Origin of the sequence: Streptomyces sp. NPDC057428 (assembly GCF_042803195.1) — a bacterium.
In the GTDB taxonomy this organism is placed as follows: Bacteria; Actinomycetota; Actinomycetes; order Streptomycetales; family Streptomycetaceae; genus Streptomyces.
Map to the genome: position 1 here is coordinate 1 of NZ_JBHVCT010000231.1, position 1,298 is coordinate 1,298.

The following is a 1,298-nucleotide window of genomic DNA, read 5'->3' on the forward strand; positions in this document are numbered from 1 at the left end:
GCATGGACGGCCTGGACCACAACAGCGACACGTGGGCCGCCCGGAAGCAGGGCCTGACCGCCTCCTCCTCGTCCCGGTGGGCCGGGACGATCACGAAGGCCAGCCACGATCAGTGGGCGCTCTCGCGCCGCTGCCAGTTCGCCCACATCCAGAACCTCGAATCCGGTGTGCGGACCCTGATGCACCGTCTGTCCCTCCCGCTCGGGGAGAAGGGCACCAAGCGCGCTCCGGGCGGCTACCGCTCCAAGAACGAGTGGTTCCAGAAAACCCGACGCCTGGCCATCCTGGAACACCGCCTCGATGTCGTTCGCGCTGAGCGTGAGGCCGGAATCGTGCACGTCGTACGCGGCGGCCGCAAGCTGCTGGGCACCCGGCACAACCTGTCCGCCGCACAGCTCACCGAGCCCGAGTGGCGCAAACGCTGGGAAGCCGAGCGCTGGTTCCTCGCCGCCGACGGAGAGTCCGGGAAGCGGTTCGGGAACGAGACCATCCGCGTCACGGCTGCCGGCGAGGTCAGCATCAAGCTGCCCGCGCCGCTCGCGCACCTGGCGAACACCAAGCACGGCCGGTATGCCCTGGCTGCGAAGACCGCGTTCGCGCACCGGGGCCAGGAATGGGCCGACCGCGTGGAAGCCAACCGGGCCGTCGCCTACCGCATCCACTACGACGTGGAACGCGGGCGCTGGTACCTCACCGCGTCCTGGCAACGCCCCGTCGTCCAGACCATGCCGCTGGCCACGGCCCGCGCCAAGGGCATGATCGGCGTTGACACGAACGCCGACCACTTCGCCGCCTACCGCCTCGACGCCCACGGCAACCCGATCGGCGACCCGCACCGCTTCCACTACGACCTCAGCGGTCCGGCGAACCACCGCGACGCACAGATCCGGCACGCCATCACCCAAGTCCTGCACTGGGCCAAGTCCTGCGGTGTGGCTGCCATCGCAATCGAGGACCTCGACTTCACCGCCGAGAAGACCCGCGAGAAGCACGGCCGCAAGAAGCGGTTCCGGCAGCTCATCTCCGGCATCCCCACCGGAAAACTCAAGGCCCGGCTCATCTCCATGGCCGCCGAGATGGACCTGTCCATCGTGGCCGTCGATCCGGCCTACACCTCCATGTGGGGCGACCAGCACTGGCGTAAACCGCTTACCGCCCCGCGCCGAAAGATGTCCCGTCACGATGCCGCCGGTATCGCGATCGGGCGACGCGCCCTCGGGCACCCGATCCGGCGACGGACGGCACCGCCCCCGCAGCACCAGAGTGATGCTGCGGGGCATCGGACCATCCAGGCCGGA

Annotated in this window: 1 protein-coding gene; it reads left to right on the plus strand. The window is 69.3% G+C overall.

Features of this window, described 5'->3' with window-relative positions:
* The coding region (locus ACFU5K_RS31940; RefSeq protein ID WP_384068257.1) for an IS200/IS605 family accessory protein TnpB-related protein at positions 1-1,298 on the plus strand (1,298 nt) is incomplete at both ends.